General features: G+C 71.1%; 24 protein-coding genes and 1 pseudogene. 15 read left to right on the top strand and 10 right to left on the bottom strand.

The window, feature by feature from the left end; translation table 11 throughout:
* Positions 1 to 89: 89 nt before the first annotated feature.
* The 3 genes from fabG (at position 90) to LZ604_RS20360 (ending at position 2,230) form a co-directional block, all read left to right on the top strand.
* Entirely contained in the window at positions 90 to 794 is a 705-nt protein-coding gene (gene fabG, locus LZ604_RS20350; protein ID WP_234516834.1) for a 3-oxoacyl-[acyl-carrier-protein] reductase, read from the top strand.
* A 5-nt stretch (positions 795 to 799) separates the two neighbouring features.
* Complete coding sequence (gene fabI, locus LZ604_RS20355; RefSeq protein ID WP_234516835.1) at positions 800 to 1,567, top strand: enoyl-ACP reductase FabI; 768 nt, start codon at positions 800 to 802, stop codon at positions 1,565 to 1,567.
* A gap of 207 nt (positions 1,568 to 1,774) precedes the next feature.
* The gene (locus LZ604_RS20360; RefSeq protein WP_234516836.1) at positions 1,775 to 2,230 is read left to right on the top strand and encodes a hypothetical protein; all 456 of its coding nucleotides are present in this window, start codon (positions 1,775 to 1,777) and stop codon (positions 2,228 to 2,230) included.
* Here the strand turns inward: LZ604_RS20360 and LZ604_RS20365 are convergent.
* Positions 2,182 to 2,871, bottom strand: coding sequence for a FadR/GntR family transcriptional regulator (locus LZ604_RS20365; protein WP_234516837.1), 690 nt, complete (start codon positions 2,869 to 2,871; stop codon positions 2,182 to 2,184). The two genes, LZ604_RS20360 and LZ604_RS20365, sit on opposite strands and share 49 nt — an antisense overlap.
* Before the next feature lie 87 nt (positions 2,872 to 2,958).
* On the opposite strand from LZ604_RS20365, the gene LZ604_RS20370 reads away from it, so the two are divergent.
* The 4 genes from LZ604_RS20370 (at position 2,959) to LZ604_RS20380 (ending at position 5,669) form a co-directional block, all read left to right on the top strand.
* Entirely contained in the window at positions 2,959 to 4,314 is a 1,356-nt protein-coding gene (locus LZ604_RS20370; protein ID WP_234516838.1) for a CynX/NimT family MFS transporter, read from the top strand.
* A 135-nt stretch (positions 4,315 to 4,449) separates the two neighbouring features.
* Positions 4,450 to 4,566 carry an SGM_5486 family transporter-associated protein gene (locus tag LZ604_RS35770; RefSeq protein WP_015661435.1) on the top strand — a complete coding sequence of 39 codons (117 nt, stop codon included), beginning with the start codon at positions 4,450 to 4,452 and terminating at the stop codon, positions 4,564 to 4,566.
* Between the two features lie 172 nt (positions 4,567 to 4,738).
* Positions 4,739 to 4,951 (top strand): hypothetical protein, encoded by a 213-nt coding sequence (locus LZ604_RS20375; RefSeq protein WP_234516839.1) that lies wholly within the window; start codon positions 4,739 to 4,741, stop codon positions 4,949 to 4,951.
* Between the two features lie 199 nt (positions 4,952 to 5,150).
* Positions 5,151 to 5,669 (top strand): SixA phosphatase family protein, encoded by a 519-nt coding sequence (locus LZ604_RS20380; protein WP_234516840.1) that lies wholly within the window; start codon positions 5,151 to 5,153, stop codon positions 5,667 to 5,669.
* A 93-nt stretch (positions 5,670 to 5,762) separates the two neighbouring features.
* On the opposite strand, the gene serB is transcribed toward LZ604_RS20380, so the two are convergent.
* Together serB and LZ604_RS20390 are read right to left on the bottom strand one after the other, a co-directional pair.
* Positions 5,763 to 6,974, bottom strand: a complete 1,212-nt coding sequence (serB, locus tag LZ604_RS20385) for a phosphoserine phosphatase SerB (RefSeq protein ID WP_234516841.1) — start codon at positions 6,972 to 6,974, stop codon at positions 5,763 to 5,765.
* A gap of 154 nt (positions 6,975 to 7,128) precedes the next feature.
* Positions 7,129 to 8,964, bottom strand: coding sequence for a streptophobe family protein (locus LZ604_RS20390; RefSeq protein WP_234516842.1), 1,836 nt, complete (start codon positions 8,962 to 8,964; stop codon positions 7,129 to 7,131).
* A gap of 240 nt (positions 8,965 to 9,204) precedes the next feature.
* Between LZ604_RS20390 and LZ604_RS20395 the strand changes: the two genes are divergently transcribed.
* Complete coding sequence (locus tag LZ604_RS20395) at positions 9,205 to 11,745, top strand: ABC transporter ATP-binding protein/permease (protein ID WP_234516843.1); 2,541 nt, start codon at positions 9,205 to 9,207, stop codon at positions 11,743 to 11,745.
* Positions 11,746 to 11,825: 80 nt separating this feature from the next.
* Here LZ604_RS20395 and LZ604_RS20400 read toward each other — a convergent pair whose 3' ends face one another.
* The 3 genes from LZ604_RS20400 to LZ604_RS20410 all read right to left on the bottom strand — a co-directional run bounded on the left by LZ604_RS20400 (position 11,826) and on the right by LZ604_RS20410 (position 14,736).
* Positions 11,826 to 12,572, bottom strand: coding sequence for a transglycosylase SLT domain-containing protein (locus LZ604_RS20400; RefSeq protein WP_234516844.1), 747 nt, complete (start codon positions 12,570 to 12,572; stop codon positions 11,826 to 11,828).
* Positions 12,573 to 12,907: 335 nt separating this feature from the next.
* On the bottom strand, positions 12,908 to 14,044 hold the full coding sequence (locus tag LZ604_RS20405; protein ID WP_234516845.1) for an S-adenosylmethionine:tRNA ribosyltransferase-isomerase: 1,137 nt from the start codon (positions 14,042 to 14,044) through the stop codon (positions 12,908 to 12,910).
* Positions 14,041 to 14,736: an SDR family NAD(P)-dependent oxidoreductase gene (locus LZ604_RS20410; protein ID WP_234516846.1), complete on the bottom strand. Its 696-nt coding sequence runs from the start codon at positions 14,734 to 14,736 to the stop codon at positions 14,041 to 14,043. The genes LZ604_RS20405 and LZ604_RS20410 overlap by 4 nt, the downstream gene beginning before the upstream one ends.
* Before the next feature lie 188 nt (positions 14,737 to 14,924).
* Here LZ604_RS20410 and LZ604_RS20415 point away from each other — a divergent pair, with 188 nt between their 5' ends.
* The 3 genes from LZ604_RS20415 to LZ604_RS20425 all read left to right on the top strand — a co-directional run bounded on the left by LZ604_RS20415 (position 14,925) and on the right by LZ604_RS20425 (position 17,070).
* The gene (locus tag LZ604_RS20415; RefSeq protein ID WP_234516847.1) at positions 14,925 to 16,070 is read left to right on the top strand and encodes a GAF domain-containing sensor histidine kinase; all 1,146 of its coding nucleotides are present in this window, start codon (positions 14,925 to 14,927) and stop codon (positions 16,068 to 16,070) included.
* Entirely contained in the window at positions 16,063 to 16,704 is a 642-nt protein-coding gene (locus LZ604_RS20420; protein WP_234516848.1) for a response regulator, read from the top strand. Before LZ604_RS20415 ends, LZ604_RS20420 begins: the two co-directional genes overlap by 8 nt.
* A gap of 120 nt (positions 16,705 to 16,824) precedes the next feature.
* On the top strand, positions 16,825 to 17,070 hold the full coding sequence (locus LZ604_RS20425) for a chaplin (RefSeq protein WP_234516849.1): 246 nt from the start codon (positions 16,825 to 16,827) through the stop codon (positions 17,068 to 17,070).
* A gap of 67 nt (positions 17,071 to 17,137) precedes the next feature.
* Here the strand turns inward: LZ604_RS20425 and LZ604_RS20430 are convergent, their stop codons facing one another.
* On the bottom strand, positions 17,138 to 17,920 hold the full coding sequence (locus LZ604_RS20430; protein ID WP_234516850.1) for an Rv1486c family protein: 783 nt from the start codon (positions 17,918 to 17,920) through the stop codon (positions 17,138 to 17,140).
* A gap of 152 nt (positions 17,921 to 18,072) precedes the next feature.
* Between LZ604_RS20430 and LZ604_RS20435 the strand changes: the two are divergent.
* From LZ604_RS20435 to LZ604_RS20445, 3 genes and pseudogenes are all read left to right on the top strand, one after another.
* Positions 18,073 to 18,603: pseudogene (locus tag LZ604_RS20435) on the top strand (ABC transporter ATP-binding protein); the annotation flags it as partial.
* 361 nt (positions 18,604 to 18,964) lie between these two features.
* Positions 18,965 to 19,393, top strand: a complete 429-nt coding sequence (locus LZ604_RS20440) for an NfeD family protein (RefSeq protein WP_234516852.1) — start codon at positions 18,965 to 18,967, stop codon at positions 19,391 to 19,393.
* A gap of 131 nt (positions 19,394 to 19,524) precedes the next feature.
* On the top strand, positions 19,525 to 20,487 hold the full coding sequence (locus LZ604_RS20445) for an SPFH domain-containing protein (protein ID WP_234516853.1): 963 nt from the start codon (positions 19,525 to 19,527) through the stop codon (positions 20,485 to 20,487).
* Positions 20,488 to 20,593: 106 nt separating this feature from the next.
* On the opposite strand, the gene LZ604_RS20450 is transcribed toward LZ604_RS20445, so the two are convergent.
* The 3 genes from LZ604_RS20450 to LZ604_RS20460 form a co-directional block, all read right to left on the bottom strand.
* Positions 20,594 to 21,100, bottom strand: a complete 507-nt coding sequence (locus LZ604_RS20450) for an HNH endonuclease (protein ID WP_234516854.1) — start codon at positions 21,098 to 21,100, stop codon at positions 20,594 to 20,596.
* A 163-nt stretch (positions 21,101 to 21,263) separates the two neighbouring features.
* Positions 21,264 to 21,803 (bottom strand): YbhB/YbcL family Raf kinase inhibitor-like protein, encoded by a 540-nt coding sequence (locus LZ604_RS20455; RefSeq protein WP_234516855.1) that lies wholly within the window; start codon positions 21,801 to 21,803, stop codon positions 21,264 to 21,266.
* Positions 21,804 to 21,852: 49 nt separating this feature from the next.
* Positions 21,853 to 22,638, bottom strand: coding sequence for a sporulation protein (locus tag LZ604_RS20460; RefSeq protein ID WP_234516856.1), 786 nt, complete (start codon positions 22,636 to 22,638; stop codon positions 21,853 to 21,855).
* Positions 22,639 to 22,816: 178 nt separating this feature from the next.
* Between LZ604_RS20460 and LZ604_RS20465 the strand changes: the two genes are divergently transcribed.
* Positions 22,817 to 23,458, top strand: coding sequence for a DNA-3-methyladenine glycosylase (locus LZ604_RS20465; protein ID WP_234516857.1), 642 nt, complete (start codon positions 22,817 to 22,819; stop codon positions 23,456 to 23,458).
* Positions 23,459 to 23,801: the final 343 nt, after the last annotated feature.

Consider the following 23,801-nt stretch of genomic DNA (forward strand, 5'->3'; position numbering starts at 1 on the left):
ATTGTCCGTGCGGGGGGCCGGACCGATAGGTTTTCGACGAAGGCGCCTGTCTTGCAGGGGTTCCAGACCGCTATCGAAAGGGTGATCCGTTGAGCCGCTCGGTTCTCGTCACTGGAGGCAACCGGGGCATCGGCCTCGCCATCGCCCGCGCGTTCGCCGACGCCGGCGACAAGGTCGCGATCACGTACCGCTCGGGCGAGCCGCCGGCCGGCTTCCTCGCGGTCAAGTGCGACATCACCGACACCGAGCAGGTGGAGCAGGCCTACAAGGAGATCGAGGCCCAGCACGGCCCTGTCGAGATCCTCGTCGCCAACGCGGGCGTCACCAAGGACCAGTTGCTGATGCGCATGTCCGAGGAGGACTTCACCTCGGTCATCGACACCAACCTCACCGGCACCTTCCGCGTCGTCAAGCGCGCCAACCGCGGCATGCTGCGCGCGAAGAAGGGCCGCGTCGTGCTGGTCTCGTCGGTGGTGGGGCTGCTCGGGTCCGCCGGGCAGGCGAACTACGCCGCCTCCAAGGCCGCCCTGGTCGGCTTCGCGCGCTCCCTCGCCCGTGAGCTGGGCTCGCGCAACATCACCTTCAACGTCGTCGCGCCCGGTTTCGTCGACACCGACATGACCAAGGCGCTCACCGACGAACAGCGGGCGAACATCATGTCGCAGGTGCCGCTCGGCCGTTACGCGCAGCCGGAGGAGATCGCCGCGACGGTGCGGTTCCTCGCCTCCGACGACGCCTCGTACATCACTGGAGCCGTCATCCCCGTTGACGGCGGACTGGGAATGGGTCACTGATCACCATGAGCGGAATTCTCGAGGGCAAGCGCGTCCTGATCTCCGGTGTGCTGATGGAGTCCTCCATCGCGTTCCACGCCGCGAAGCTGGCCCAGGAGCAGGGTGCCGAGATCATCCTGACCGCGTTCCCGCGGCCCACGCTGACCGAGCGCATCGCCAGGAAGCTCCCCAAGCCCACCAAGGTCGTCGAGCTCGACGTCACCAACGACGAGCACCTGGCGCGCCTGGCCGACGTCGTCGGCGAGGAGCTGGGCGGCCTCGACGGCGTCGTGCACTCCATCGGTTTCGCCCCGCAGGACGCCCTCGGCGGCAACTTCCTCAACACGCCGTTCGAGTCGGTCGCCACCGCCATGCACGTCTCGGCGTACTCCCTGAAGTCGCTGACCATGGCCTGCCTGCCGCTGATGCAGAACGGCGGCTCGGTCGTCGGCCTCACCTTCGACGCGCAGTTCGCGTGGCCGCAGTACGACTGGATGGGCCCGGCCAAGGCCGCCCTGGAAGCCACCAGCCGCTACATCGCGCGTGACCTGGGCAAGCAGAACATCCGCTGCAACCTGATCTCGGCGGGCCCGCTCGGCTCCATGGCCGCCAAGTCCATCCCGGGCTTCGGCGAGCTGGCCTCCGTGTGGGACACCCGCTCTCCGCTGGAGTGGGACCTGAAGGACCCCGAGCCGGCCGGCCGCGGCATCGTCGCCCTGCTGAGCGACTGGTTCCCGAAGACCACCGGCGAGATCATCCACGTGGACGGCGGCCTGCACGCCATCGGCGCCTGAGCGGCCCGGTCCATGAGGGCTGACGGCTTGCGCGTCCGCTGACGCGGCCCTCGTTCCCGTCGTACGAGGTCGATGCCCCGTTTCCCGTTCCACGCGGGGAGCGGGGCATCGCCCGTTCGGAGTACCCGGCCGGGCGCCCGCGAGTGACCGGCACGCACGCTGGGAGTACGCACCGCCCCGCAGCCGTACGGCCTGGGAGGTTCCGTTGTGCGCCTGTCCCGCCGCTTCGCCCCGGTCTTCCTCGCCCTTGCCCTGGTGACCGTCCTGCCGTACGAGGCGATGCCGCACGCGCGCGGGGAGCGCACCGAGCGCCACGCGCGCGCAGAGCGCACCGAGCCCCACGCACGCGGGAAGGGCGGGAAGTCCGCCGGTGGTACGGGGCCCTTCGGCGCCGATTGCCGCGTCCGTGTGACCGGTACGGACGTCGTCGCCCACTGCCACAACCCGTATCCCCGGACCGACCATGTGAGCCTGCACATCGAGTGCGACCCCTGGTGGGACCTGGACACCGACACCGCCCCGGTCGACGTGGGACCCGCGATGACCGTGCGGCTCACGGGCCGCTGCTGGGCAAGGGTCCGCTCCGCGTGGGTCGGCCACGCCGGTGAGCCCGGTCAGCGCCCCGCGGCCCGCGACCGGCCCGGACGGCACATGAACGGATAACTCGCCGCCTCCGCGGCCGCCGCCGCCGTGTCGCCCGTGCGGATCGCGTCCACGAGCCCGGTGTGGTCCATGTACGTCTCCGGCGTCAGCTCGCCGCCGACGTCGTCGCGCAGCCAGTCCCGCAGCACCTCGCCCAGGTCCGCGTACATCGCCGTCATGACGTCGTTGTGCGACGCGGCCACCACCGCCATGTGGAAGGTCGCGTCGGCGGTCACGAACGCCTCCGCGTCCCCGGACTCCCAGGCCTCCTCACGGCGCAGCAGGAGCGCGTCCAGCTGCTTCAGATCGCGCTCGGTGCGCCGCTCGGCGGCGAGCTGGGCGGCACCCGACTCCAGGGTCGCGCGCAGCTCGGCGACGTGGGTGGGGTCCGCGTCGGCGAACCGCCGGTGCATCACGCCCGCCAGCTCGCTGGTCGCCGCCACGTAGGTGCCCGACCCCTGGCGGATGTCCAGCAGACCGTTGTGCGCGAGCGCGCGAACGGCCTCGCGGACCGTGTTGCGCGCGACCCCGAGCTGGTCGACCAGCTCGGACTCGGTCGGGATGCGTGAGCCCACCGGCCATTCGCCCGAGGTGATCTGGTTCCGCAGTTCGGAGATGACCTGTTCGGACAGCGCGGATCGGCGGGGGTGGCTCAGCGGCATGACGGTCCTTCGTGCGGTCCTGGGTGCGGGGCCGGAGGATCCGGAGCGTAACCCAAGGGGGTGCCCCCAGAATCATCCCATGATTCTATGATGAGCGGTATGGCTTCCGACGAGACCGCGACGACCGCCTCCGCACCCACACGCACGAGCACGCCGGTACGCGGCTCCGCCCCCGTACCCGGCACCGCGGTGGCGGGGGCCGGGAGCGGCGCGGCCCGCCCGAGCGCATGGACGACGCGTGTGCTCGTCGTCGGCATCGTCCTCACCGCGCTCAACCTGCGGCCCGCCATCACCAGCCTCGGCTCCCTTCTCGAAGAGGTACGTGACGGGCTCGGCATGAGCGGCAGCCTCGCCGGACTGCTGACCTCCGTACCTCCGCTGTGCTTCGCCGTCTTCGGTGTCACGGCCCCGCGGCTGGCCCGTCGGTTCGGCGCGGCCGCCGTGGTCTGCGCCGGAATGGCCGCGATCACCGCCGGGCTCCTGATCCGCCCGTACGCGGGGAGCACCGCGGGCTTCCTGGCCGCCAGCGCGCTCGCCCTGATGGGCATCGCCGTCGGCAACGTCCTGATGCCGGTGATCGTCAAGCGCTGGTTCCCGGACCGGGTGGGTTCCATGACCGGCCTGTACTCGATGGCGCTCGCCCTCGGCACGTCCACGGCCGCGGCGGCCACGGTCCCCATGACCGATGCCCTCGGCAGCGATTGGCGGTCGGGGCTCGCGATGTGGGCGGCGCTGTCGGCGACGGCCGTCCTGCCGTGGATCCCGTTCGTGCGCGCGCGGGGCGCCCGTTCCGCCGGGAGCGCCGCCGGGGGCGGCACGCTCGTCGCCGGCGCCGACCGGGGCGAGTCCGAGGGGCCTGGGATGATCCGGAGCCGTACCGCATGGGCGCTGGCCGTCTTCTTCGGGCTCCAGGCCACGGCCGCCTACATCACGATGGGCTGGATGGCGCAGATCTTCCGTGACGCCGGGGTGTCCGCGGGCACGGCCGGAATGCTGCTGGCGGTCACCATGGTGATGGGCGTGCCCCTCGCCTTCGTCATCCCACGGCTGGCGACCCGGCTGCCGCACCAGGGTCCGATCGTGGTGGCGCTCGGGGTCTGCGGCCTCGCCGGGTACGCGGGCCTGTACTGGGCCCCGGCGGCCGGCGCCTGGGCCTGGGCGCTGCTGCTCGGCGTCTCCAACTGCGCTTTCCCCCTGGCCCTCACCATGGTGGGCATGCGGGCCCGGACCGGTGCGGGGGTGGCCAAGCTGTCGGCGTTCGCGCAGAGCACCGGATATCTGCTGTCGATCCCGGGGCCGCTGCTGGTGGGCGTCCTCTATCAGCACAGCGGCGGCTGGGGTCTGCCCATCGCACTGATGGCCGGGCTGATGGTCCCGCAGGTCGCGGCGGGCGTCCTGGCGGGCCGCGACCGGATCGTGGAGGACGAGGCGGCGGCGCGCTGAGCACAGACCAGGGCACGCTGCGGAGGACGCCGCCGGGCGCGCTCGGCCCGGCCGGGGGCCGGGCCCTCGGGGGCTGACCCGTCCGGTGGCGACCCCACCGGAGGTGGGGCGGGGGAGGGGTGCGAAACTGACCGTATGCCCGTGCTCGACCCGAATCCCCCGAACGGCCAGAAGAAGATGCTGCTCGTCTTCGGCGCGTTCTTCGCCATCTTCGTGATCATCGCCGTCATCGCCACGATCGCCTCCCCCTGACGGGGGGTGACCCCAGGCCCGGGGTGGGGCTGGCCCCCGCATCCCCTAGGGGGTGAGTGTCAGGGTCAAGTGGGTGGATCACCGGATGGGTTGAGGGCCGCCGAGTCCCTACCTTCGAGGTGTGGCCGCCGACGGCGGACCACGGACCGTCCGCACACCCACGGAGGCAGCCATGTCGGCCCGCACCCACACCCGGTCCCACCCGGCGGCCACGGGCGGCATCGACATGCGGCTGCCCTGGTGGGCCCTCGCGCTGCCCACGCTGGCCTTCGTGGTCCTGCTGGCGCTGATACTCAATCCGGCGGACGCGCGGGCGGGCGGCGACCCCGCTCTCGGCCGGCTCGTCGAGGGGATCCAGCAGACGATGAGGCACCACACACGGTGACCCCTCCACCCGCACGGCGCCCCGCCCGACGGACCGGGACCCGGAGTCCCCGGGGCCCCAAGCCTCCGGGTCCGGCCGCGAGAGGCTGCTTCTTCCGAGGCAGGCGGCGCGCAGGCCCGATCGGCCATGCGCGCGAGCGCACTTCCGACGCCGTCAACTCCCTGCGCTCCCTGGCCTCTTTCATGCGAAGCTGGGACGCATGAGCTCCGCAGAACCCCGCAGGATTGTCCTCTTCCGGCATGCGAAGGCCGACTGGCCGCAGGTGGCCGACCACGAGCGGCCCCTCGCAGACCGGGGCCGCAAGGACGCGGCCGTCGCCGGCCGCAAGCTGGCCGACACCGGCATCCCCTTCGACCTGGCCCTCTGCTCCACGGCGACGCGTACCCGCGAGACCTGGAAGATCGCGGTCCAGGAGCTTCCGCACCGGCCGAAAACCGTCTACGAGGAGCGGGTCTACGACGCCTCGCCCGGCGAACTGATCACCGTGCTCAACGAAACCCCCGAGGACGTCCAGAACGTGACCCTCATCGGTCATAATCCGGGCATCCAGGGCCTCGCCGAGGTCCTTGCGGGGGAAGCGGAGGCCGAGGCACGCGAGCGGATGAGCCGACGCGGCTTCCCCGCCGCCGCCTTCGCCGTGCTCTCCTTCGACGGCTCCTGGAAGTCCCTGGAGCCGGGCACGGCCACCCTGCTCGACTACTGGGCGCCGAGCGAGTAACCCCCCACGGAAGGCAGCGGGGCCCGGCACCGGTCACGGTGCCGGGCCCCGGCGACGTCGTGCGCGGCCGCAGGTGACACCGCGGCACAGGCCTCAGCCGATCTCGTCGTGTATGTCCGCCGCCTCGACCTCTTCCCGGGTGACGCCGAGCAGATACAGGACGGTGTCCAGGAAGGGGAAGTTCACCGCCGTGTGCGCGGCCTCGCGGACCACGGGCTTGGCGTTGAAGGCGACGCCCAGACCGGCCGCGTTCAGCATGTCGAGGTCGTTGGCCCCGTCCCCGATCGCCACGGTCTGCGCCAGCGGCACGCCAGCCTCTGCGGCGAACCGGCGCAGCAGCCGCGCCTTGCCCGCCCGGTCCACGACCTCGCCGACGACCCTGCCGGTCAGCTTCCCGTCGACGATCTCCAGCGTGTTGGCCTGCGCGAAGTCCAGGCCGAGCCGCTCCTTGAGATCATCGGTGACCTGGGTGAAGCCGCCGGAGACAACCCCCACTTGGAAGCCGAGTCGTTTCAGCGTGCGGATCAGAGTGCGCGCGCCCGGGGTGAGCCGCACCTCGGCGCGCACCTTGTCGATCACCGACGCGTCCAGCCCCTTGAGCAGCGCCACGCGTGCGTGCAGCGACTGCTCGAAGTCCAGCTCGCCGCGCATGGCGGCCGCCGTCACCTCGGCGACCTCCGCCTCGCAGCCCGCGTGCGCGGCGAACAGTTCGATGACCTCGTCCTGGATGAGCGTCGAGTCCACGTCCATGACGACCAGACGCTGGGCCCGCCGGTGCAGACCGGCCGCGACGACGGCGACGTCGACACCGAGTGCCGCGGCGTCGGTCACCAGGGCGGTGCGCAGCGGCTCCGTCTCCACGCCGGACACGGCGAACTCGACGGCCGTGACCGGATACTTGGCGAGCCGGAAGATACGGTCGATGTTGCCGCCGGTGGCGGCGATCCGGGCGGCGATGGCGGCCGTCGACTCGGCGGTCAGTGGATGGCCGAGCACGGTGACCAGGGAACGTCCGAGACCCCGCGGACGGTTGTCGCCGATGCCGGAGATGATCTCGGCCTGCATCTTCACGGACTCCGCCCAGTTGTGGACGGTCGCCCGCAGATCACCCTCGAGCCCGGACGGCGGCGTCGTCACCAGGGCGCACAGCACCATGCGGCCCCGGGTGACGACCTGCTCGATGTCGACGACGTCGACGTTGTAGGCGGCCAGCGTGTCGAACAGGCCGGCCGTCAGGCCGGGCCGGTCCTTGCCGAAGATCTTGACAAGGAGAGTGGGGGCGTCGGAGGTCTGCGAAGCGCTCATGGTGTTTCCACCGTATCCGGCACCCAGTGCCTTTCGCGTGCCCGGTCCGTCTAGCGGACACGGAACAGTGTATGGCGGGCGGGTGACGAGCGGCTTGACCGCCGGCGAAGGCGCAGGGTGCGGGAGAGCAACCGCCGACGAGGCGGGAGCCTCGTCAGCCGCGCCCCCTGGACGGCCCGGGCGGCGGAGGTGGGGGAGGAGGCGGGGGCCCCTGGTCCGGCGACGACGACGTCCCCGAGGTACGGCGCCGGGACGGCGGTACGGGCGGCTCGATCGGCCGGATCACCGTGGGTGCCCCGGACACGTCACCACCGGCGGGCCGAGCGCTCCCTTCCGGAGGTTCCCCGGCAGCCCACGCCCGCGCACCTTCGCCCGCCCGCGCGTCTTCGCCCTGACCTGCGCCCGCACCCGGCCGTGCGTCCTCCGCCTTCCGGAGCGCCTCGGGCAGCCGTAGATAGGGATTGGTGTCCGGGTTCGGCGGGCGGTAGGGCGTGCCCGGGGTGTAGGGACCGGCCTCCCGTCGCGCCGTCGCGACCGGGGACGCCGAAGTGGCCCGCCACACCGCGTCACCCCGTGCCAGGGGCGCCGCCCGGCTCCCCGCCGCCCCGGTCGCATACGCGAGCAGCGCCCCGGCCGCCCCGGCGCCCGCACCCCATGCCGCGCCCAGCAGCACGGCCGCGCCGAGGTCCCCGTGCAGCTCGACTCCGGCGCCGAAGGCGTCGAATCCGAACACGGACAGCGAGGCGTCCACCGACACATCCGTCAGCAGGACCAGCAGCGGCAGTGCCGCCGCCGTCACGATCCCGAGGCGAAGCGCGCAGCGCCCTGCGAAGCCGAGGGGACCCGTGGCCCGTACGGCGGAAGCAGTCACACCCGGTACGGCCGCCGCATCCCCGCCCCCTACGAGAGGCGTACGCGCCGCCGTCAGCACACCGGCGAACAGCATCATGAGCGCCGCGGCGACCGCCAGCAGCCACACCTTGCCGTCCAGCCCGGCCAGGCGTTCCAACGTCACCGACTGGCCGGTCCGCACGCTCAGCAGCCGGTCCAGCGGGTCCGGGAGGAGTTTCGCCAGCTCGCCCGTGGCTTTGCCGTCCCACGGTACGAACAGCCCGAGCGGGACGGCCAGCCACACCCCGTTCGGTGCGCCGAGCAGCGCCGCCCCCGCGATCCGCGCCGGGTGGTCGTCGCCGGTCGCCGCGTACGCCGCCGCCGCGAGGCCGGCGACCACCGCCGTCAGCATCACCGCCGCCAGCGCCGACACGGCCGGGCGCACGACCCGGTGCACGGCTTCCCAGCCCCGAGGCAGGGGTGTGCGCCGCGAGGCGAGCAGCGCGATCACCAGGACACCGGCCGCCCAGGCCGCGCCCCCGAGCAGTGTGGGCATCGTGTCGACGCTGAAGCCGACCGAGGCCTTCGCCCGGACGAGATCCCCGATCCGGCTCGGCAACAGCCCTCCGAGGTCGCCGAGCCCCGGGATGCCGACGCTCCCCCCGCCCCTCCCGCCGGGCAGCCTGTCGAGCCCGAGCGAGCCCCCGTCGATGGTGACGACGTCGTGGCCGGCCCAGGCGAGACCGCCCAGCATCGCCACGAACAGCGCCACCACCGCGCCCGCCCGCGCGAGGAGTTCGGACGGGGCGACGACCACTCCCGCCGCACGCAGCGAACGCAGGAAGAACCAGGACAGCAGCAGCGCACCCACCAGACCCACACCCAGTGGCGTGATCTCGACGGCGGTCGTCGCCTCGGCCCCTTTCAGACCGAACGCCGACACATTCCCGGACGGCCTGACCGAGCCGTTCGCCCCCAGCGCCACGACGGCCGCCGTCATCGGCCCGAGCGAGCCCGCCGCATCCGCCCGGAGCAGATGCAGACCCAGCGCCGCCGTCCCCGCCATCCCGATCAACGCCCAGCTCACGGACGCGATCGCGGACAGCAGCACATCCGCCCAGGGCAGCCTCCTGCCGTGTTCCGCGGCCTCGTTGCGCATCGTCAGACCCCCGGTCCGCTCCGCGGCGATCCACCGCGGATGTCCCCCTCGCGTCGGATTACCACTCTCCGGCCGGGTTTCACCTCCGTCAACGGCGCGTGCCCCACGGCTCGTTCACGTTCATCACAAGGCCCGACTTTCAGTCAGAGCACCGAGCCTGAAATAGTTCCCCACGATGTTCGACATCCCTACACTCCCCGTGATGGGGGTAACTCGGGGGACAACTCAGTGGGGCATGGAGTGCCTGAACTCGTAGTGGAATTCAATGGACGCACCTGGACGCTCGACGCGTCCAGGCCACACACCCTCGGACGTGATCCGCAGGGGGACATCGTGCTCGAGGACGCCAGGGTCTCCTGGCGCCACGCCACGATCAGCTGGAACGGGCGCAGTTGGGTCCTGGAGGACCGGGGGAGCACCAACGGCACGTTCGTCGGGGGCCGGCGCATCCACCAGCTGGAGATCGGCGGAGCCACGACCGTGCACCTCGGCAACGCGACCGACGGGCCGGGCCTGAACCTGTCCGGTGCCGCGGCCGCGGTGGCCGCGCCGCAGTCCGGGCCCCGGCAGCAGCCGTACGCGGCACAGGGCGCGGGCGCCGGCTGGGCGGCGCAGCAGGCCCCCCAGCAGCAGGCGCCCCAGCAGAGCCGGCAGATCCCGCCGCAACCCGCTTCCCGGACGCCACAGCACTCCGCCGCCCCGGTCCCGCAGCAGCAGGGCCCCGGTGGCGGCGCGGGCATGCCGCCGGTCTACGGCGACCGCAGTCCGACCACGTTCCACCAGCTCGCCCTCGGCCGGGTGATGCGCATCGGCCGTGCGCTGGAGAACGACCTCGTCGTCTCGGACCTCCAGGTCTCCCGCCACCACGCCGAGTTCCACGCCACGCCCGACGGCCGTTTCGAGATCCGTGACCTGGGCTCGCACAACGGCACGTTCGTCAACGGCATGCCGATCGGCAAGGGCGGCTCGGCGCTGCTCGGCCCGCACGACATCGTCGGCGTGGGTCATTCGACGTTCCGTCTGGTCGGCGACCGGCTCGAGGAGTTCGTCGACACCGGCGAGATCTCCTTCTCCGCCCGCCATCTGACCGTCACGGTCGACGGCGGCAAGCAGATCCTGAAGGACGTCTCCTTCGGCGTGCCGGAGAAGTCGCTCATCGCGGTCATCGGCCCCTCCGGCTCCGGCAAGTCGACACTGCTGAAGGCGCTCACGGGCTACCGTCCCGCCAACCAGGGCGACGTCCTCTACGACAACCGCAACCTGTACAAGCAGTTCGCCGAGCTGCGCCAGCGCATCGGTCTGGTCCCGCAGGACGACATCCTGCACAAGGAGCTGACCGTCAAGAAGGCGCTCAAGTACGCGGCCAAGCTGCGCTTTCCCGCCGACACCACGGCCGCCGAGCGCGAGGCCCGCATCGACGAGGTGCTGCGCGAGCTGAAGCTGGACGTACACAAGGAGAAGAAGGTCACCTCCCTCTCCGGCGGTCAGCGCAAGCGTGTCTCGGTGGCCCTGGAGCTGCTCACCAAGCCGTCGCTGATCTTCCTGGACGAACCGACCTCCGGTCTCGACCCGGGCATGGACCGCGACGTCATGCAGCTGCTGCGTGGCCTCGCGGACGACGGCCGCACGGTCCTGGTCGTCACCCACTCCGTGGCCGAGCTGGCGCTGTGCGACAAGCTCCTGGTGATGGCGCCGGGCGGGGCCGTCGCCTACTTCGGCCCGCCCGAGGAGGCGCTGAACTTCTTCGGCTACGAATCCTGGGCCGATGTCTTCTCCGCCTTCGAGAACTACCGCGACTACGACTGGGCGGGGCGCTGGAAGGGCTCGGGGCACTACCAGATGTACGCCGCGGACATCGACGCCGTGGCCCCGCAGTCGGTCCACATGCCACCCCCGCAGGCGATGAAGCCGCCCAAGCCCCAGGGCTGGCTCTCCCAGCTCGCCACCCTGATCCGGCGGTATGTCGCGGTCATAGCCTCCGACAGGGGCTTCCTGGCGCTGACGGTGATCCTGCCGGCGGTGCTCGGCGCGGTCAGCCTGCTCATCGACAGTGACAAGGGCCTGCTGGTCAACCCGGTCAACCCGAAGACCGGCGTCCCCGTCCCGAACGGCACGGCCACCACGGTCCTGCTGATCCTCGCGGTCGGCGCGTGCTTCGCGGGCGCCGCCAACTCCGTCCGGGAGCTGATCAAGGAGCGGGTCATCTACGAGCGGGAACGCGCCACCGGCCTGTCCCGCTCGGCGTATCTGATGTCCAAGGTGGTCGTGCTCGGCGCCATCACCGTGCTTCAGGGCCTGATGGTGGGCCTGATCGGCTTCTCCAGCCGGGAGATCCCCGACCGGGGCGTGGTCCTCGGCCATGGCACGCTGGTGGAGCTGTGCCTGCCGGTCATGGCGCTCGGCTTCACCTCGATGATGTTCGGCCTGGTCATCTCCTCGCTGGTGAAGACCGCCGAGAAGACGATGCCGCTGCTGGTCATGTTCGCGATCATCCAGGTCGTGTTCACCGGCTGCCTGTTCACGCTGAACGGCACGGTCGGCGTCAACCAGTTCTCCTACCTGATGCCGTCCCGCTGGGCGGTCGGGGCCGCCGGCGCGACGCTGGACTTCAACAACATCGCCCCGAACACGGACGACCCGGCCAAGACGGACCCGCTGTGGAACCACACGGCGTCGGCCTGGACCCTGGACATGATCGCGCTGATCGCGCTCGGCGTGCTCTGCGGCTTCCTGGTGGCCCGCTTCCTGCGCCGCCACGAGCCCGAGGTCATGCGGAAGTAGTCACCCCGGACACGCGGAAGGGCGGCACCCGGGGGGTGCCGCCCTTTCATCCGTCAGGCGAGAAGAGGTCCGCGCCGGCCTCAGTACGCGCTGTTGACGTTGTCCATCGAACCGTAACGGTGCGCCGCGTAGTTGCAGGCGGCGGTGATGTTGGCGACCGGGTCGTAGATGTTCCAGGACGTGCCCTCAACGTGGTAGGCGTTGAAGGTCGGCTGGATGACCTGGAGCAGACCCTTGGACGGGATGCCGTTCTGGGCGTTGATGTCCCAGTTGTTGATGGCCATCGGGTTGCCCGAGGACTCCCGCATGATGTTGCGGTACAGGCCGTTGTACGAGCCCGGGATGCCCTTCTGCGCCATGATGTCGAGCGACTGGCGGATCCAGCCGTCCACGTTGTTGGCGTAGCTCTTCGGGGCGGGGGCGGCCTGCCGGACCTGGGGGCGCTCGGCGGAGCGGCTCGCGGCCTGCTGGGCCGGGCGCTGCGCCACCGGCCGCTGGGGCTGCGCGGCGGCCTGCTGCGGGGCCGCCTTCTTGGCGGAGGCCGCGGCGGCGGCCTTCTGCTTGGCGGCGATGGCCTCGGCCTTGAGGGCGGAGGCGGCCATCTGGTCGGTGATGCTGGCCTTGATCTGCTTCGCCGGCTGGTTGCCGAGTTCCACCTGGGCCGCGGCGGCGGGGGCCGCGTGGGGGACCGTGCTCTGTGCCTCACTCGGCGCGGCGGTGACCGCGAGGGCGCAGCAGCCGAGGGCGGCCACACCGGCGATGGACATCTTGTGGGCCTTGGTCAGCTCACGACTGCGGGCACGGAGGGCGGTGATGTTCTTGGGCATGCGGAGGGACCTCTTTGTGTAGCGCGGAGGCCGCTCTGGTGCCGGCGGAAGACGGATGTTTCCAGCACAAGCGCCGCGGGCAATGCCCACGGCGCCGAGCGACGGGAGCAATTCTTAGCTGCCGCAAAATTGCCTGGCAAAGGTGTGACGTACGATCCCCGGTAGTGGAGCCAGGCAGGGAATAACGGGGCAGACCGCCCTGTCTGCCCCGTTCACCACGGGCGCGTTTGTCTCCTATAGGGCTTCGTACGTGATGTGCGTCCTATGCGCGGCCTCACACCCGGGGCCCGCGAACCTCACCATCAGTTGCTGGAGCAACGCTCTATGTGAGGTGGCTACGCCTGGAGGATGAGGTGGGTGTCCCCGAACTCGTGCCACAGGTAGAGACCGGCCAGCGCCGCCTCGTAGCTGCGGTCGACCGCCTCCCGTCCCGCGACGGCCTCCAGCATCAGCAGATGCGATGCCTCCGGCTCGTGCAGCCCGGTCAGCAGCCCCTCGACCACCCGCACACCGCGCTCGGGCGTCACCACCAGATCGGTCCAGCCCCGCCGCGCCCGTACGACCCCGTCGGCGCCCGCCGCCGACTCCACCGCCCGCACGGCCGTGGTCCCGACCGCGATCACCCGGCCGCCCGGCCGTCCCTCACCACCGCTCTCCCCGGCAAGCACCCCCCGCCCGGCCTGTACCGTGTTGATCAGCCGCGCCGACACCTCCGGCACCGCGAAACGCTCCGGGTACGGCGGCTCGTGCGCCTCCGCCGACGCCACCCCCGTATGCAGCGTGATCGGTGCGAACAGCACGCCCCGGCTCACCAGCTCCGCCACCATGCGCGAGGTGAAGGGACGCGCCGCGCTCGGCATCTCGGCGCTGCCCGCTCCGTCGGCGGACGGCAGTGCGAACACCGTCTGGTACGCAGACAGCGGCTGGTCCCGCTCCGTATAGGAGTAACGAATGGGGCGCCCGTGCCGGGCCAGCAATCCCCCCACGTCCGGATCCGACGGCCGGGCCCACCACAACCGGTCACCGCTGGGCGACAGGGGCTCCTCCAGAACCAGCCGTCCGCCGTCCGGGAGCCGCACCTCTATACCCGCGGCGTTTCGCGCCGTGCCTGACGTCCGGGCCCGCGTGGTGCCCCGTCCGTCCGGGTCCCGCAGCTCGACCGCCCACCGCCCGTCGTCCCCGCACGTCGAGAAGTGCACCACCACGCGCGCGTGCCCGACCGCGCCGTCCACCGCGGCCGCCAGCGTCGGGGATGTGTTGACCACGAGCACATCCCCCGGCCGCAGCAGGCGCGGCAGCTCCGCGAACGCGTGGTGCGACACCTCCTTCCCCCGCGAGACCAGCAGTCGCACGGAGTCCCGGGCCAGCCCGGCCCCGCGCTGCTCGACCGGTACCCGCGCCGACAGCTCCCCGGGAACCTTCCCCCACCGTCGAACCCGCTCCGGCGACGGGACCCCCGTCGCCGTGCTCATCGCTCCTCCAGCAGGGACGGCGCCCCGTAGCGGCCGCTCACCGGGCGCTCGTCCAGCAGCCTGAGGAACGCGGGCACCACATCCTCCGGCGCGGGCCGCGGACCGTCGTCCTCGGGTACGGCCGCCGCATACAGGTCCGTGGCCATGTCCCCGGGGTCGACCGCCCACACCCGCAGCCCCGGTTCCTCCACGCCGAGCACCGCCGCCAGCTGGTCGAGCGCCGCCTTGGACGCGCCGTACCCGCCCCACGCCCCGTACGCCTCGGCCGCCGCGTCCGAACTGACGGCGATCACCGCGCCCACATCCGAGGCCCGCAGCAACGGCAGGGCCTCCTGGACCAGGCCCAGCGCGGCGACCACGTTCACCTCCAGCGCCCGCCGCAGCCCGTCCAGCCCCAGCTCCGCGAGGGGTACCAGGGGCTCCGCGCCCAGCGCGCTCGCGTTGTGCACCAGCAGGTCCAGCCCGCCCAGGCCGCGGGCCGCCGCCACCAGACCGGCCCGGTGCCCGGCGTCCGTGACATCACCCGGGAGCGCCTCCACACGCGTCCCGTAGGCCGCCAGGGCACCCGCCGTCTCCTCGAGGACGGACGCGGTCCTGGCGTCCACCACCAGGTCCCAGCCGCCCTTCGCCAGGGCCGCGCCCAGCGCCCGCCCCAGCCCCTTGGAAGCCCCCGTGATGATCGCAACCGGCATGTCCACCGTCTCCTCGTCCCTCGGCCGCCGGTGAGCGGCGGTGACCTCACGGTAGGAACGGCACGGCTCCGGCCGCCTCGGACGCGGGCCGCAGGGAAGCGGGGCCCTTCGGCTTAGGCCCACGGGTGTAGGAAGGGGCGGCCACCTGCCGGATACGCCGTGTCACACCTCGCCGGTACGGTGACTTCATGAGCCATGGACCCCGGTCGGGCCTGTACGCGGTGAGCTCCGCGCTGCTGGCCATGAGCAGGCATCTGGAGGTGCGCGACGTCCTCAAGACGATCGTCGCCTCGGCCCGCGAGCTGCTCGACGCCGAGTACGCGGCGCTGGGAGTCCCCGACGACCACGGGGGCTTCGCCCAGTTCGTCGTCGACGGAGTCAGCGACGAGCAGTGGAAGGCCATCGGCCCGCTCCCGCGCCAGCACGGCATCCTGGCCGCGATGCTCCGCGAGGCGAAGCCCGAGCGGCTCGCCGACGTTCGCCGGGACCCCCGCTTCGAGGGCTGGCCGAGCGCCCACCCGGAGATGTCCGACTTCCTCGGCCTGCCCATCCGCGACGGCGACGAGATCATCGGGGCGCTGTTCCTGGCCAACAAGAGGTGCGCCAAACGCCAGGGCAGCTGCGGCTTCACCGAGGACGACGAGGAACTGCTCTCGATCCTCGCCCAGCACGCCGCGATCGCCCTCACCAACGCCCGGCTGTACGAGCGCAGCCGGGAGCTGACCATTGCCGAGGAGCGCTCACGGCTGGCCCACGAGCTGCACGACGCGGTCAGCCAGAAACTCTTCTCCCTGCGGCTCACCGCGCAGGCGGCGGCCGCGCTGGTCGACCGTGACCCGGTGCGCGCCAAGGGAGAGCTCCAGCAGGTCGCCGCGCTCGCCGCCGAGGCCGCCGACGAACTGCGTGCCGCCGTCGTCGAGCTGCGCCCCGCCGCGCTCGACGAGGACGGCCTGGTCAACACCCTGCGCACCCAGGTCCATGTCCTCGACCGCGCCCACACCGCGCGCGTGACCTTCAGCAGCCTGGGGGTCCGCGCACTGCCGGCCGCCCAGGAGGAGGCGCTGCTGCGCGTCGCCCAGGAGGCGCTGCACAACGCCCTGAGGCACTCCGGTGCCGAGCGCGTCGAGGTGGCCCTGGAGAAGCGCGGCCCGGGTGCCGTCCTGCGTGTCATGGACGACGGCAGCGGGTTCGAGCCCCAGGCGGTGCGCCGGGCGGGGCGCCACCTCGGCCTGGTCTCCATGCGCGACCGTGCGGGCGGCGTCGGCGGCACGCTGACCGTGGAATCGGCGCCCGGGAAGGGCACCACGATCGAGATGGAGGTCCCTGGTGGCTGACGCAATCAAGGTGCTGCTCGTCGACGACCACCAGGTCGTCCGACGTGGTCTGCGCACCTTCCTCGAGGTGCAGGACGACATCGAGGTGGTCGGGGAGGCCTCCGACGGCGCCGAGGGGGTCGCCCGGGCCCAGGAGCTGACACCCGACGTCGTCCTCATGGACGTCAAGATGCCTGGAATGGACGGCATCGAAGCGCTGCGCAGGCTGCGCGCGCTCGACCACCCCGCGCGCGTGCTGATCGTGACCAGCTTCACCGAGCAGCGCACGGTGGTCCCGGCCCTGCGCGCGGGCGCCGCCGGCTATGTCTACAAGAACGTGGACCCCGACGCTCTCGCCGGAGCCATCCGGTCGGTGCACGCGGGGCACATCCTTCTGCAGCCGGAGGTCGCCGGCGCGCTGCTGTCCCAGGAGGAGACCAACTCGGGCCAGGGGAGAGGAGGTTCGCTCACCGAGCGGGAACGCGAGGTGCTGGCCCTGATCGCCGACGGCCGGTCCAACCGGGAGATCGCCCGGGCGCTGGTGCTGTCGGAGAAGACGGTCAAGACCCATGTCTCCAACATCCTGATGAAGCTGGACCTGTCGGACCGCACCCAGGCCGCGCTCTGGGCGGTGCGGCACGGTGTTAACGGCTGAGCGGATCTTCATACCGTCGGGTGTATGTCCCCCGGGTGGCGCATCCTCGATGGATCCCCGGCCGTTCTCCAAGGCGTGCTGCGGCGCCTGCCGCAGTGATCGCAAGGAGAGGGCTCAGAAGTGAAGAACCTGAAGAAGGCCGCAGCCGTCACCATGGTGGCCGGCGGACTGGTCGCCGCCGGCGCCGGCCTCGCCTCCGCCCACGACGGGGCTCACGCCGGCGGACGGGCCGCGGGCTCTCCGGGCGTCGTGTCGGGCAACGTCATCCAGGCCCCGGTCCACATCCCCGTCAATGCGGTCGGCAACACCGTGAACGTGGTCGGCATCCTGAACCCTGCCTTCGGCAACCTGGGCCTCAACCACTGAGGCCGGTCCGCTCTTCCTGAGCGGCCGCCCTGGAGTCCCCGGGAGGCCGCTCAGGTGCGGTAGCGGATCACCGCATCTCGCGCTGCTCCACGATCGAGTTGTACGCCGCCACCTGCGCCCGCCGGGCCGTCCGCTCCACCGGCCGCAGCGTCTGGGCCCGGGCGGCCATCTCGGAGGCGCTCACCGCGCCCCCGTGCGCGTTCTCGGACGCGACCGAGATGAGCAGCCCCACGCGCTGGGCCAGCTCCAGCACCCGCACCGCCCGCGGCGGATAGCCCGGCGCCAGGACCTCCCGCCCCCGCTCGGCCCGCGCCCGGTACGCGTCGATCGCCGCCTCCGCCACCGGTCCCGACCCCGCCACGTCCAGCCGCGACAACACCTCCGTCGCCTCGCGCAGCGCCTCCGCCAGCTCCCGCTCGGCCTCCCCGAGCGAGGGCACGTCGGCAGGCGGCGCCTCCCGCACCGGCAGACAGTGCCAGACGACCTCGACGTGTACATCGCCGTCCGGCCCCGCCTCGTGGACCTCCGGCACGAGCCCGAACGCGGCCCCGTGACAGACCACCGCCTCCTCGGCCTCCAGTGCCCGCGCGTTGAACTCCGGCGGGCCACTCAGCCCCAGCGGATGCCCCGGCGCGGGCAGCGCCACCCGCAGCCCGGTCACCCCGAGCGTCCGCAGCCGCCCCAGCGCGAGGGTGAGACCGACGGGCGCCGGCTCACCCGGCAGCCCCTCCACCCGGTGCACCGCATCCTCACCGACGATGGCGGACGCGGAGTCGTCCGGCGAAACAAACCCGGCCAAAAGGGCATTTCCCCATGCGGCCAGCCGACCTGAACGTGGTTCCGAGAGCATGCCCCCACCCTACGGACCGGACCTATGGAATCGGCCGGGCGACCAGTGGCGTAGATTTCTCGAGGGGCTGCGCCCACCGGCGTGGCGGACCACGCCCACGGGCGTACGCGAGAGCCGACACTGGCCACACTGCAAGGGGAGACAACGCGCTCATGAGCGATGTTCTGGAGCTGGAGGACGTATCCGTGGTCCGTGAGGGCCGGGCTCTCGTGGACCAGGTCTCCTGGTCGGTCAAGGAGGGTGAGCGCTGGGTCATCCTCGGCCCCAACGGCGCCGGGAAGACCACTCTCCTGAACGTCGCCTCCAGCTACCTCTACCCGACCAAGGGCACCGCCACCATCCTCGGCGAGACCCTCGGCAAGCCCGGTACCGACGTCTTCGAACTCCGCCCCCGCATCGGCGTCGCCGGCATCGCCATGACCGAGAAGCTCCCCAAGCGCCAGACCGTCCTGCAGACCGTGCTGACCGCCGCGTACGGCATGACGGCCGGCTGGCAGGAGGAGTACGAGGACGTCGACGAGCAGCGCGCCCGCGCCTTCCTCGACCGCCTCGGCATGAGCGAGTACCTGGACCGAAAGTTCGGCACCCTCTCCGAGGGCGAGCGCAAGCGCACCCTCATCGCCCGTGCCCTGATGTCCGACCCCGAGCTGCTGCTCCTCGACGAGCCCGCGGCCGGCCTCGACCTCGGCGGCCGCGAGGACCTCGTACGCCGTCTCGGCCGCCTCGCCCGCGACCCGGTCGCGCCCTCCATGATCATGGTCACCCACCATGTCGAGGAGATCGCCCCCGGCTTCACCCATGTCCTGATGATCCGGCAGGGCAAGGTGCTCGCCGCGGGACCGCTGGAGCTGGAGCTGACCTCCCGCAACCTCTCCCTCTGCTTCGGCCTCCCGCTCGTGGTGGAAAACGTCGGCGAGCGCTGGACCGCTCACGGCCTGCCCCTTTCCTGACCCCGAAAGCCCCTGACGGACAGGCCCCCGGAAAGCTTCCGCAAGCCGGACGGCGCCCTGTCCGCGACCGGACCCGCGGCCCTACCATGACCAGGTGGACATCGACGCGTGGGTGTGGTGGCTGATCGGCGCGGCGGGGCTCGGCATCGGGCTCGTGATCACCGCGATGCCGGAGCTCGGGATGCTCGCGGCAGGCGCGGTCGCGGCCGCCGTGGTCGGTGCTCTGGGCGGCGACGCCGTCTTCCAAGTCCTGGTCTTCGCCGTCGTATCCGTCGCACTCATCGCCGTGGTCCGGCCCATCGCAGCCCGGCACAGCGCCCAACGGCCCCGACTCGCCACCGGCATCGAGGCGTTGAAGGGCAGGCAGGCCGTCGTCCTGGAGCGCGTCGACGGCAGCGGCGGCCGGATCAAGCTCGCGGGGGAGGTCTGGTCGGCGCGCTCCCTCGACGCCGAACTCACCTACGACGTGGGCCGGGAAGTGGACGTCGTGGACATCGACGGAGCCACGGCGATCGTGATGTGACCTCGTAGGACGTAACTCGGCCGAACACCCCGCGAGGTACGCGACGTTCTGTCAGACTCGACCAGCAAGATCTTCAACAACCATAAGATCTTCCACAGGCGCCGAGGCGGAGAAGGGTACGGGGAATCACGATGGAACCGATCATCATCGTCCTGATCATTCTGGTGGTGTTGGTCTTCATCGCCCTGATCAAGACGATCCAGGTCATTCCACAGGCGAGCGCAGCCATCGTCGAGCGTTTCGGCCGCTACACACGCACGCTGAGCGCGGGCCTGAACATCGTGGTCCCGTTCATAGACTCCATCCGCAACCGCATCGACCTGCGCGAGCAGGTGGTGCCGTTCCCGCCGCAGCCGGTGATCACCCAGGACAACCTGGTCGTCAACATCGACACCGTCATCTACTACCAGGTGACCGACGCCCGGGCCGCGACGTACGAGGTCGCCAGCTATATCCAGGCCATCGAACAGCTCACTGTCACCACACTCCGCAACATCATCGGCGGTATGGACCTGGAACGCACCCTGACCTCCCGCGAGGAGATCAACGCGGCCCTGCGCGGCGTCCTCGACGAGGCCACCGGCAAGTGGGGCATCCGCGTCAACCGCGTCGAACTGAAGGCCATCGAGCCCCCGACCTCCATCCAGGACTCGATGGAGAAGCAGATGCGCGCCGACCGTGACAAGCGCGCGGCGATCCTCACCGCCGAGGGTACGCGGCAGGCCGCCATCCTCACCGCCGAGGGCGAGAAGCAGTCCCAGATCCTGCGCGCCGAGGGTGAGGCCAAGGCCGCCGCCCTGCGCGCCGAAGGCGAGGCCCAAGCCGTCCGTACGGTCTTCGAGGCGATCCACGCCGGCGATCCCGACCAGAAGCTGCTCTCGTACCAGTACCTCCAGATGCTCCCGAAGATCGCTGAAGGCGACGCCAACAAGCTCTGGATCGTGCCCAGCGAGATCGGCGACGCGCTGAAGGGCCTCTCCGGCGCCATGGGCAACTTCGGCCCGCTGGGCGGCGGTTCGGGCAGTGGCGGCTCCTCCGGCGGCGCCGGTTCGGGCACGGCGGCCGAGCGCCGCGAGAAGCCGTCCATCGACTGACCGGACAGCGGCCGTCGTACGACACCGGGGCCCGCCTCCCGACGGAGGCGGGCCCCGGTCCACATCCCCTGACCCAGGCGTTCCGAGCGGCCGTTGCGCGCCGGCCCTAGGCGGCGGGCTGCCCGAGCCACTCCGGCAGCGCCTCGAACTCGTCCTGCCCGAGCGCCAGCAGCATCGCGTCCGCCGGCGTCGGCTCGAACGGCTGCCGCAGCAGCGGCATCCCCGCCTCCTCGGGCGTACGGTTCGCCTTGCGGTGGTTGTCGTCGGCACAGGAGGCCACCGTGTTCAGCCAGGTGTCACCACCGCCCTGCGACCGCGGCACCACATGGTCCACGGTCGTCGCCCGCCGCCCGCAGTACGCGCATCTGTGCCGGTCCCGCACCAGGACACCCCGCCTCGACCACGGAGCTTGTCTTCGGAAGGGCACCCGCACATACCGGCAGAGCCTGATGACCCGGGGCGCGGGTATATCGACATCGGCGCCCCGCATACGGAGTTCCGGGTGGGCCTGCTCGACCACGGCCTTGTCCTGCAGCACCAGAACGACGGCTCGGTTCAGTGTCACCGTCGACAGCGGCTCGAAGCTCGCGTTCAGCACCAGCGTGTCTCGCATCCAGCCCACCTCCTGTGTGCATCCGCCCACCCCCTGGCGGGCTTGGATCAACTCTGGACGGGCGCGCCGAGATGGACAACGCAATAAAAAATGCCCGCCTCCGATCACTTCCAAGACCGGAGGCGGGCAAACGTTCAATGAACGTCAGTGTTCGGTGGGTGTGTCAGCCCTTGGCCGGGTTCTCGTACTCACCGATGAGCTGTGCGCGCGCCAGCGTGTGGAACCTCAGATTGAAGCCGACCACCGCGGGAGAGGCGTCCGAGTCCGGACCGAGCTTCTCCCGGTCGACGGCGTACACCGTGAAGACGTACCGGTGCGGCCCGTCCCCGGGCGGGGGCGCGGCACCGCCGAAGTCCTTCGTCCCGTAGTCGTTGCGGGCGTGGACGGCACCCGAGGGCAGCCCCTCGAACTTCCCGCTGCCCGCGCCCGCCGGCAGCTCGGTGACCGACGCCGGGATGTCGAACAGGACCCAGTGCCAGAACCCGCTGCCCGTCGGGGCGTCAGGGTCGTAGCAGGTCACGGCGAAGCTCTTGGTCTCCGGCGGGAAGCCCTCCCAGCGCAGCTGGGGCGAAGCGTTCCCAGCGGCGTGGACCTGAGCGTCCTTGAGCGTGGCCCCCGGCTCGACGTCCTCGCTCGTCACCGTGAACGACGGCACGGGCGGATGGAAGTCATGGGGCAGGGGCCGTCTCTTCAGCTCGGTCACCTCGGCACCTCCAAGTCAGTGGATCAACCGATTCCTGTTGATCCAGAGCCTAGAACCAGCTGCGCTTGCTGCCGACCTCCGACAGCCACTGGTGAAGGTAGGCGGCCCAGTCCGTGCCGTGATAGTCGTGCAGACCGACCTGGAAGGCGCGGTAGGAGTCGCTGCCCTCGCTGAACAGACCCGGCTTCTTGTCCATTTCCAGGATGACGTCCATCTCCCGGTCGTCCGCGACGAAGCTCAGCTCCACCTGGTTCAGACCGCGGTACTGCGAGGGCGGGAAGAACTCGATCTCCTGGTAGAACGGCAGCTTCTGGCGCGTACCCCGGATGTGACCGCGCTCCATGTCCGCGCTCTTGAAACGGAAGCCCAGCTGGATGAACGCGTCCAGGATCGCCTTCTGCGCCGGCAGCGGATGCACGTTGATCGGGTCCAGGTCCCCGGAGTCCACGGCACGCGCGATCTCCAGCTCGGTCGTCACCCCGATGTGCATCCCGCGCAGCGCCTGACCGTCGATCATGGTGACCGGCGTCTCCCAGGGGATCTCCAGCCCGAACGGCACGGCGTGCACGGCACCCGCCTGGAGCTCGAAGGCACCGCCGAGCCGTACCTTGGTGAACTCGATGTCCTGCTTGTATTCCGTGTCGTCGTGGCCCTCGACCTCGACCTTGGCCTGCAGCCCCACGTTCAGACCCTCGATCGACTGGTTCACGGACCCGCCCTGGATCCGCACCTCACCCTGGACGACACCACCCGGCACCACATTGACCTCGGTCAGGACCGTCTCGACCGACGCCCCGCCGGCACCCAGGCTCGCGAGCAGCCGCTTGAATCCCATGAGTCTTCCCTCCCAGGCGACGCCTGTTCCGCCGCCCCGCCTCCTGCAGGCGTACGCGGATCCTTGATCCCTACAAACGCGATCCGGCCCCCGGCCGGTTCCGTGTCCTCACCCTTCCAAGGGTGAGGACCCTTGACCACCCTTTGGCACGCACCCATCTGGACTACGCTCGTACGCCGTGATCGCGACCCCCGACCGTACGCCCCTCCCCAGGGAGTTCTTCGACCGCCCTGTCCTGGACGTCGCCCCCGACCTGCTGGGGCGCATCCTCGTCCGCACCACCCCCGACGGCCCGATCGAACTGCGCCTCACGGAGGTCGAGGCCTACGACGGCCCCAATGACCCCGGCTCCCACGCCTATCGCGGCCGCACGCCCCGCAACGATGTGATGTTCGGTCCGCCCGGTCATGTGTACGTCTACTTCACCTACGGCATGTGGCACTGCATGAATCTGGTGTGCGGCCCCGATGGCAGGGCGAGCGCCGTCCTGCTCCGTGCGGGGGAGATCACCGAGGGCGCCGAGCTGGCCCGGCAGCGACGACTCTCGGCCCGTAACGACAAGGAACTGGCCAAAGGCCCCGCGCGACTGGCGACGGCCCTGGGCGTGGACCGGGCACTCGACGGCACGGACGCGTGCACGCCGGAAGAGACCCCGTTGCGGATGCTCACGGGCACGCCGGTGCCCTCCGACCAGGTACGCAACGGTCCGCGCACCGGCGTCGCGGGGGACGGAGGCGTTCACCCGTGGCGCTTCTGGGTCGCCAACGACCCGACGGTGAGCCCTTATCGGGCCCACACGCCTCGCCGCCGCCGAAGTTGACGCGTCCCTGGAAGGTGCGTAATGTAGCCCGAGCCGCTTGAACCGGGTACGGCGTTCAGCCAGCAGCCGGAAGCGGCCACCCACTACCTACGTCATCCCTCGCAAGGGGTGAATTCGGCGTGTCCGCATGTCCGAATTCAAGCTGTCGGAACTCGATTATGAGTCGCGACGGAAATCGGCTAACGTAGTGAATGTCGAAAGGCCGCGCGGTGAAAGCCCGAGGCTCAAGACGATCCCGCCGACCGGGAATCGGGCCGAGAAAAGGTCTGATAGAGTCGGAAACACCGAAGGGAAGCGCCCGGAGGAAAGCCTGAGAGAGTCTCTCGGGTGAGTACGAAGGAAG

The sequence above is a fragment of the Streptomyces glomeratus genome, from assembly GCF_021462825.1.
Taxonomy (GTDB): domain Bacteria; phylum Actinomycetota; class Actinomycetes; order Streptomycetales; family Streptomycetaceae; genus Streptomyces; species Streptomyces glomeratus.

Excerpts from the sequence above, each read along its gene's own strand:
- fabI (WP_234516835.1), top strand. The coding sequence starts at position 800 with ATGAGCGGAATTCTCGAGGGCAAGCGCGTCCTGATCTCCGGTGTGCTG.
- LZ604_RS20365 (WP_234516837.1), bottom strand. The coding sequence starts at position 2,871 with ATGCCGCTGAGCCACCCCCGCCGATCCGCGCTGTCCGAACAGGTCATC.
- LZ604_RS20370 (WP_234516838.1), top strand. The coding sequence starts at position 2,959 with ATGATGAGCGGTATGGCTTCCGACGAGACCGCGACGACCGCCTCCGCA.
- LZ604_RS35770 (WP_015661435.1), top strand. The coding sequence starts at position 4,450 with ATGCCCGTGCTCGACCCGAATCCCCCGAACGGCCAGAAGAAGATGCTG.
- LZ604_RS20375 (WP_234516839.1), top strand. The coding sequence starts at position 4,739 with ATGTCGGCCCGCACCCACACCCGGTCCCACCCGGCGGCCACGGGCGGC.
- LZ604_RS20380 (WP_234516840.1), top strand. The coding sequence starts at position 5,151 with ATGAGCTCCGCAGAACCCCGCAGGATTGTCCTCTTCCGGCATGCGAAG.
- serB (WP_234516841.1), bottom strand. The coding sequence starts at position 6,974 with ATGAGCGCTTCGCAGACCTCCGACGCCCCCACTCTCCTTGTCAAGATC.
- LZ604_RS20390 (WP_234516842.1), bottom strand. The coding sequence starts at position 8,964 with ATGCGCAACGAGGCCGCGGAACACGGCAGGAGGCTGCCCTGGGCGGAT.
- LZ604_RS20400 (WP_234516844.1), bottom strand. The coding sequence starts at position 12,572 with ATGCCCAAGAACATCACCGCCCTCCGTGCCCGCAGTCGTGAGCTGACC.
- LZ604_RS20405 (WP_234516845.1), bottom strand. The coding sequence starts at position 14,044 with ATGAGCACGGCGACGGGGGTCCCGTCGCCGGAGCGGGTTCGACGGTGG.
- LZ604_RS20410 (WP_234516846.1), bottom strand. The coding sequence starts at position 14,736 with ATGCCGGTTGCGATCATCACGGGGGCTTCCAAGGGGCTGGGGCGGGCG.
- LZ604_RS20415 (WP_234516847.1), top strand. The coding sequence starts at position 14,925 with ATGAGCCATGGACCCCGGTCGGGCCTGTACGCGGTGAGCTCCGCGCTG.
- LZ604_RS20430 (WP_234516850.1), bottom strand. The coding sequence starts at position 17,920 with ATGCTCTCGGAACCACGTTCAGGTCGGCTGGCCGCATGGGGAAATGCC.
- LZ604_RS20445 (WP_234516853.1), top strand. The coding sequence starts at position 19,525 with ATGGAACCGATCATCATCGTCCTGATCATTCTGGTGGTGTTGGTCTTC.
- LZ604_RS20450 (WP_234516854.1), bottom strand. The coding sequence starts at position 21,100 with ATGCGAGACACGCTGGTGCTGAACGCGAGCTTCGAGCCGCTGTCGACG.
- LZ604_RS20460 (WP_234516856.1), bottom strand. The coding sequence starts at position 22,638 with ATGGGATTCAAGCGGCTGCTCGCGAGCCTGGGTGCCGGCGGGGCGTCG.